Origin of the sequence: Endozoicomonas sp. (genome assembly GCF_051008435.1) — a bacterium.
Lineage (GTDB): Bacteria > Pseudomonadota > Gammaproteobacteria > Pseudomonadales > Endozoicomonadaceae > Endozoicomonas_A.
In genome coordinates this window covers 1-6,822 of sequence record NZ_JBPCXO010000438.1, presented here as the reverse complement: position 1 = coordinate 6,822, position 6,822 = coordinate 1, and the positions used below count along the sequence as shown (strand labels likewise).

7 protein-coding genes are annotated in these 6,822 nt (G+C 45.6%); 2 read left to right on the top strand and 5 right to left on the bottom strand.

The window, feature by feature from the left end:
* Nucleotides 1–138: 138 nt before the first annotated feature.
* Both ACR2PX_RS21835 and ACR2PX_RS21830 read right to left on the bottom strand, forming a co-directional pair.
* Nucleotides 139–429 carry a HigA family addiction module antitoxin gene (locus tag ACR2PX_RS21835; RefSeq protein ID WP_434001473.1) on the bottom strand — a complete coding sequence of 97 codons (291 nt, stop codon included), beginning with the start codon at nt 427–429 and terminating at the stop codon, nt 139–141.
* Complete coding sequence (locus ACR2PX_RS21830) at nt 429–707, bottom strand: type II toxin-antitoxin system RelE/ParE family toxin (RefSeq protein ID WP_434001472.1); 279 nt, start codon at nt 705–707, stop codon at nt 429–431. The genes ACR2PX_RS21835 and ACR2PX_RS21830 overlap by 1 nt, the downstream gene beginning before the upstream one ends.
* Nucleotides 708–754: 47 nt before the next feature.
* On the opposite strand from ACR2PX_RS21830, the gene ACR2PX_RS21825 reads away from it, so the two are divergent.
* Nucleotides 755–3,784: a type I restriction endonuclease subunit R gene (locus tag ACR2PX_RS21825; RefSeq protein ID WP_434001471.1), complete on the top strand. Its 3,030-nt coding sequence runs from the start codon at nt 755–757 to the stop codon at nt 3,782–3,784.
* A 68-nt stretch (nt 3,785–3,852) separates the two neighbouring features.
* Here ACR2PX_RS21825 and ACR2PX_RS21820 read toward each other — a convergent pair whose 3' ends face one another.
* Nucleotides 3,853–5,178, bottom strand: a complete 1,326-nt coding sequence (locus tag ACR2PX_RS21820; protein ID WP_434001470.1) for a tyrosine-type recombinase/integrase — start codon at nt 5,176–5,178, stop codon at nt 3,853–3,855.
* Nucleotides 5,179–5,380: 202 nt separating this feature from the next.
* On the opposite strand from ACR2PX_RS21820, the gene ACR2PX_RS21815 reads away from it, so the two are divergent.
* Nucleotides 5,381–5,638: a hypothetical protein gene (locus ACR2PX_RS21815; protein ID WP_434001469.1), complete on the top strand. Its 258-nt coding sequence runs from the start codon at nt 5,381–5,383 to the stop codon at nt 5,636–5,638.
* Between the two features lie 101 nt (nt 5,639–5,739).
* Here the strand turns inward: ACR2PX_RS21815 and ACR2PX_RS21810 are convergent, their stop codons facing one another.
* Both ACR2PX_RS21810 and ACR2PX_RS21805 read right to left on the bottom strand, forming a co-directional pair.
* Complete coding sequence (locus ACR2PX_RS21810) at nt 5,740–6,078, bottom strand: DUF5615 family PIN-like protein (protein ID WP_434001468.1); 339 nt, start codon at nt 6,076–6,078, stop codon at nt 5,740–5,742.
* A complete protein-coding gene (locus ACR2PX_RS21805; protein ID WP_434001467.1) occupies nt 6,078–6,299 on the bottom strand; it encodes a DUF433 domain-containing protein in 222 nt (73 codons plus the stop codon). Before ACR2PX_RS21805 ends, ACR2PX_RS21810 begins: the two co-directional genes overlap by 1 nt.
* Between the last annotated feature and the right edge of the window lie 523 nt (nt 6,300–6,822).

Below are 6,822 nucleotides of genomic sequence, written 5' to 3'. Positions count from 1 at the left end.
GCTGTGGCTTTTGCAGCGGCCGGTGTTGTGATTGCCAATGATGTGCGCAGTAAACTGGGCGGCTATGGTCGCAACTTATGGAAGGGGGCTGGCAGCACCTTTGGCTCCGGCAATCAGAGCTGGGCATAATGCCACCACTCAGGCAGCATCTGATCGGTAAGGAGTAACATTCAGATCTTCTTGCTTCAGGTGCCAGAGGTCGTAATCATTCTGGATCGCCAGCCAAGTGCTGGCCGATGGATTGTTAAATACCTTTTCCAGCCGTAGGGCCATTTCGGCGGTAATGGCTCCACGACCATTGACCACTTTAGACAAGGTTTTACGGCTGACCTTCAGTAGCTCAGCCGCTTTTGTAATGCTGATACCCAGAGGCTTTAGTATTTCTTCTCCAAGTATTTCGCCGGGGTGTGCGGGGTTATACATTTCCATCAGTGGTAATCCTCGTAGTTCACAATTTCAACATCGTTGCCGGTAAACCGGAATGTCACACGCCAGTTGCCACTGACTGTCACAGACCAGGTGCCTTTACGCTCACCCTGCATAGGGTGAAGGCGAAAGCCGGGCAAGTCCATATCGGAAGGTGTTTTTGCCCGATTTAAAACAGGCAGTATCCGCTGCAGTCTTTTTGCATGTTTCACCTGAATCCCTGAGGTTTTACCTGTACGATAGAACCGTTCCAGCCCCTTATGCAGAAAGCTTAAAATCATAGTAAAAGTGTAACCCCATAGGTTCCATTGTCAATTGAGTGATCATTATGGTTAGCCAGACCAACGAGCAGGCGCTTGAAGCCACCATTGAAAAACAGCTTACCGGCACATGCCTTGAAGAGAAGAACAGCATAGCGGATGGTGATCTACCTTTCAGTCAACACCATGGTTACAGGCTGGGTTATCCACAAGATTTTAATGCTCACTACGCCATAGATAACAAACAGTTCTGGGCGTTCCTTGAAGCCACTCAGCCAGACGAACTGGAAAAACTCCAGAAAACCGGTGCCGATTGGCAACAGAAGGTGCTGGAACGTTACCACCGGATGGTGAAAAAGTATGGTCTGCTACATCTGCTCAAAAAAGGGCTGGACGTTGATAATGCTCACCTGACTCTGCTTTACCCCGCGCCACTGGCCAGCAGCTCCGAGAAAGTGAAAGAACGGTTTGCCGCCAATATTTTCAGCAGCACACGACAGGTTCGATATTCCCTGGCAAATACTCTGCAAGAAATCGACATGGTGTTGTTTATCAACGGGCTGCCTTTTGCCACGCTGGAACTGAAGAACCCCTGGACAGGGCAGACCGCCCGCTATCATGGTCAAAAACAGTATCGTATTGACAGGGATAATACCCAGTCCTTATTGCAGTTTGGTCGCTGTCTGGTGCATATGACGGTAGACACAGATGAGGTCTACATGACGACTAAACTGGCTGGAAAAAGCACTTTCTTTTTGCCCTTTAACAAGGGGCATAACTTTGGTGCAGGCAATCCAACTAACTTGAGTGGCCATAAGACGGCTTATTTATGGGAAGATGTTTTCAGCAAATTGAGCATGGCCAATATCATCCAGCATTTCGTACGCCTGGATGGAGCGAAGAAAGATGCTCTGAACAAGCGGACATTGTTTTTCCCCCGCTACCACCAGATGGATGTGGTTCGAAAACTGGTAGCAGATGCCAGTCTCCACGGTGTCGGAAAGACCTATCTGATTCAACACTCAGCAGGCTCTGGCAAATCCAACTCTATCACCTGGGCGGCTTATCAACTGATTGAAACCTATCCAGTCAGTAGTGATATACCTGGAGCCAAAAGCCTGGAGCAGCCTCTCTTTGATTCTGTCATTGTCGTCACAGATCGTCGACTGCTGGACAAGCAACTGAGGGAGAACATCAAGGAATTCTCCGAAGTCAAAAATATTATAGCCCCTGCTTTCAAGTCTTCTGAGCTAAAAAGTGCACTGGAGCAGGGGAAAAAGATCATTATTACGACTATCCAGAAATTCCCATTTATTATTGATGGCATCAGTGATCTCAGTGACAAACGCTTTGCAGTCATTATTGATGAGGCGCACAGTTCCCAGAGTGGTTCTGCCCACGACAACATGAACCGTGCTATGGGCAAAGCTGACGAGCTGAATGAAGACGATATGGATGCTCAGGATAAGATCATTCATGCCATGCAATCCCGAAAAATGCGTGGGAATGCATCTTATTTTGCATTTACGGCGACTCCCAAAAACGCAACGCTGGAAAAGTTTGGCTCACAGCAGGGGGATGGTAGTTTTAAGCCTTTTCATTTGTATTCCATGAAACAAGCCATTGAAGAAGGCTTTATCCTGGATGTGTTGGCCAACTACACCACTTACAAAAGCTATTACGAGATTCAGAAGTCCATCAAAGACAACCCATTGTTTGATACGACCAAGGCTCAGAAAAAGCTGCGTGCCTATGTTGAACGGCATCAGCAGACCATTGATGTTAAGGCCGAAGTAATATTTGACCACTTTATTCCCAAGGTGGTGAACAGCAAGAAGCTGAAAGGTAAGGCGAAGGGTATGATCATTACCCAGAACATTGAGACAGCTATTCGTTACTATCAATCCATTGGCAAACTTCTGGCAGAACGTGGTGATCCATTCAAAGCAGTGATTGCTTTTTCCGGCACAAAGGAAGTGGATGGTATTGAATACTCTGAGCAGGCCATGAATGGCTTCCCAGAAAACGAGACTCGTGACTACTTTGATAAGGATGAATACCGCCTGCTGGTAGTCGCCAATAAATACCTGACGGGATTTGACCAACCCAAGCTGGCAGCTATGTATGTAGACAAAAAGTTGCAGGGGGTTCTGGCAGTGCAGGCATTGTCTCGGCTTAACCGTGCTGCACCAAAGCTGGCCAAGAAAACCGAAGATTTGTTTGTTCTGGACTTCTTTAATTCGGTAGATGATCTCAAAAGTGCTTTTGATCCATTCTATACGTCTACCACACTGTCTGATGCTACTGACGTGAACGTATTGCATGAGCTGAAGGATGTGCTGGATGAAGCTGGAGTGTACGAATGGCATGAAGTGAACCAGTTTAATGAGCTCTACTGGAAGGGGGCTGATGCTCAGAAATTAAGCCCGATTATTGATATAGCGGCTGATCGTTTCAATGTAGAGTTGGAACTGGAGGACCCTGACAAAGCTGACTTCAAAGTAAAAGCTAAACAGTTTGTTAAAATCTACGGACAGATGGCAGCAATTATGCCTTATGAGGTTGTGGACTGGGAGAAGCTGTTCTGGTTCTTGAAGTTCTTGATTCCCAAACTGATCATTAAAGACCCTGATTCAGAACAACTGGATGATTTGTTGAATTCGGTTGACCTTTCGTCATACGGTTTGGAACGAACCAAACTGAATCAGGCTATTAGTCTCGATGACAGCGAAACAGAGCTTGAACCACAGAACCCGAATCCTCGTGGTGCCCAGGGCAGTGATGACGAAACTGACTCGCTGGATGTCATTATCCGAGCTTTTAACGAGCGCTGGTTTCAAGGTTGGAGTGCCACATCAGAGGAGCAGCGCACCAAGTTTTTGAACATCGCTGAAAGCATTACCTCTCATCCGGATTTTGAAAAGAAATTCAAGACGAACCAGGATTCCTATAATCGTGACCTGGCGTTCGAAAAAATCTTTGAAGAGGTGATGCTGAAGAGCCGTCGCAGTGAAATGGAGCTATATAAGCTACTGGCTTCAGATCCGGCTTTCAAAGCAGCGATGCAACAAAGTCTCCGTCAGATGGTGGAGCGTTAACCGGTTATCTTCAGCTCAGGCTAATGTGTCATGACTGCTTTCTGAGCTGAAGAAATTACCAGCAGATCTTATTTTGCTTGGACAAAGTCTTTTCCTGGCGGCGGTAGAGTTCGACTGTTCAGGGCAGCAATGGCCGCTGCTGATGCCTCTGGAGCCAGGTGAGCATACTTCAAGGTCATTTCTATAGTTTCATGTCCCAGAAGCTCTCTGACAGTGTTGAGGTCAACGCCAGCCATTACCAGGTTGCTTGCAAAGCTGTGCCGCAAATCATGAAAGCGGAAATGTTTACCGGTATCATCGGGCCAGAAAAGCCCTGCGCTTTTTCTGATTGAAGTCCAGACTGAATTGATATTATCCAGTTTCTTTCCAGTTTTTGGGCTGGGAAAGACGAGAAGTGATTGCATGGAAGCCTTGCGCCAGTTTTTCAGAATGTATAGAGCCTCATCGCTGATTGGAATGTGTCTGGTTTGACCTGATTTACTCAAGTCTCCAACAATGGTCAGTGAGTTGTTTGCCCAGTCGATGTGACTCCAGCAGAGGTTAAACAGTTCTCCAATTCTCATCCCGGTATTGAGTGCTAGCAGAACCATTGGCTTGAGGTGATCCACAAAAACCTCGTCAGGATAGCTACGAGGTTTTTTGTGGCGCTCTTTTAGCCACTGGTTAAAACGAGCCCTTCTTTCACGAATCTCCTGCTCATAGTTATCTAAAGCGGATCTGAGCCTGCTTTCCTCATCCATTGACAGATAACGAACTCTCTTACTCTTATCCTGTTTAAGTTTCTTGAGTCTCTTCAGTGGGGATTCGTCGATCATTTCATATTCTACAGCTTTGGAAAGAATGCTTTTCAGAGCATTGATGTCACGGTTAATTCCGCTGGCCTGACGCTCTTTCTTTAACTGAACGGTTTGCCATTCTGAGACTCGACTAACTGAAATTTCTTTTAGTGGTAAATGAAACCACTGGCCAAAATGGTGTTTAACCCGTCGTAAATCCTCCTTCCCGCGTTTTTTATGCTGCAGTGCCCATGGTTGGTATCTATGTTCGATAAAGCTTCCGAGGGTGTTGTATCTCTCTGAGACAGCTCTTTGTCGCTCAGACATCCTTTGAGCCTGAATATCAATGCCCTTGGCAACTTCTCCTGAATGGAGCCTGGCAGCTTTTCTGGCTTGTTCGTGGGTCAGTATGCCGTGTCGTCCAAGTTTGAAGTCACGACGCTCTCTTGTTCCAGGAATGGAGTAGCTGAGGTAGTAGGTGAGTGTCCCGGTTGGGCTGACCAACAGGTATAAGCCATTCTGTTTAGTATCCCAGACCCTGTAACTTTTTGCCCTGGGAGCCAGCTTCTCAATAGCTCGGTTAGTGAAGTTAATTTTGACTGCTTTTTGCTTAGGCATATCCGTTTACCTTTCGATGAAAAACAGCTTGTTTTGAGTGGGAGAATAATTTTCCACTACATTTCCACTCAAAATGGCACACTACCATGCAAGACCATATTTTGTGATACAATGGTTTGATTGATAAAATATCCATATATATCAATGGGTTAATATAATAATTCCATGAATTGAAAGGTATGACAATGTATGGAATGAAGGTATGAATAATCACTCCGGAGGCAGAGGTCATAGGTTCGAATCCTATCGGGTGCGCCATACAAACAAAAAAGCCCAGCTCACAGAGTTGGGCTTTTTTGTTTGTATTGTTCCCAAAAGACGTGTCGAACCTATAAGTTCGACAAGGTTGTCTGGAATGATTTTTGACGCACTAGTTATGACTAAAGAGATTAAACAGCTCTGGCTGATTGCTGCATCTCTTCTTGCAATTGGGGTTTCACTCGGAATGCTATTGGTATAATGGATCGGCTGACAGTGATTAATCACAGTTTTCCTGGCTTTGATCAACTCTGTCGATCTATCGGGGATCTGAGTGATTTTCTGTTCTAAAAAAGAAGAGTCTTATGCTCGGATCCTGAGTAAGCCGTTGTTGTTCTCAGAAAGAAACTGATGAATCAGAATACGATTTTGTTTTATCAGGGATTCAATCGCGGATAGTCTTGAGTTAGTGATTATGAGATGAATAACTTTTGGAGGGGGACCCAGTCGGCTCCAGTAATCAACGAAGTCCTTATCTCTGGTCAGTATCGCAAGCTGGTGATTTTTCGCATACTTCCAAACCTGTTCGTCTGAAGAGCCTTCTCCCAGAGAAGTGACTTTAGAGACAGCTTCAATACCCATAAAATCATCTTCAAGTCTTGCTGCCAGCTTGTAAGATAAGTTTTCGTCGATCAGAAACACTAAGCAGCATCACCTTTGGATAAATTATTAGCGGCATAACCAAGTGCAGCTCTTATTTTTATCTCATTCAGGCTGGGAAAGTCTGAAATGATTTCTGCATAAGACATACCAGAACTAAGCATTTCAAGAATGCTCTCAACGGTAATTCGGGTACCTTTGATACAAGGTTTACCTCTCATTACCTCAGGTCTGCACTCTATCCACTCATTGCTGTCGATCACAGTGTGTCTCCATCCATCGTGATTGCTTTTGAACTCATTCTAGGTTGTTCATTGTTGTTCAACAATCTGGGCAGTCTAAAAAAGTTAAGGCTTTGGTGGCTTCTCTGAGTGAAAGGCAAAGGCGTCCTCCTAACAAAATTTTTTACGACATTCACAGCTAAGGGTGCTAAACGGCCGTTGGTACAGCAACAACCTGTTGGCTGTCTTCATAGATCACAGTTCCGGGAGTCTCTGATCGTATCTCTGATACTGCCAGTCCACAGGTTTCAAGAACAGGAACAAGGTAGGCCGCTTCGCGGCGACTTTTTGCCCAGTGCAGCCCTCCAACCTATGGGAAATACCCGTCATTTTCTTTTGTCTATCCTTACTGACTTTGATCCCGAGAACAGCAAAGGAGAGAGCCATTAAAAGCCTGATTTTTCACGTTTTGCTTTTCGCGTCTTTCGTCTGTCTGGCCGAGTCTCAGACTCACAGTTATATCGTTGAGCTTGAACAAAATGCCGACTTGCCAAGCCAGAATTTC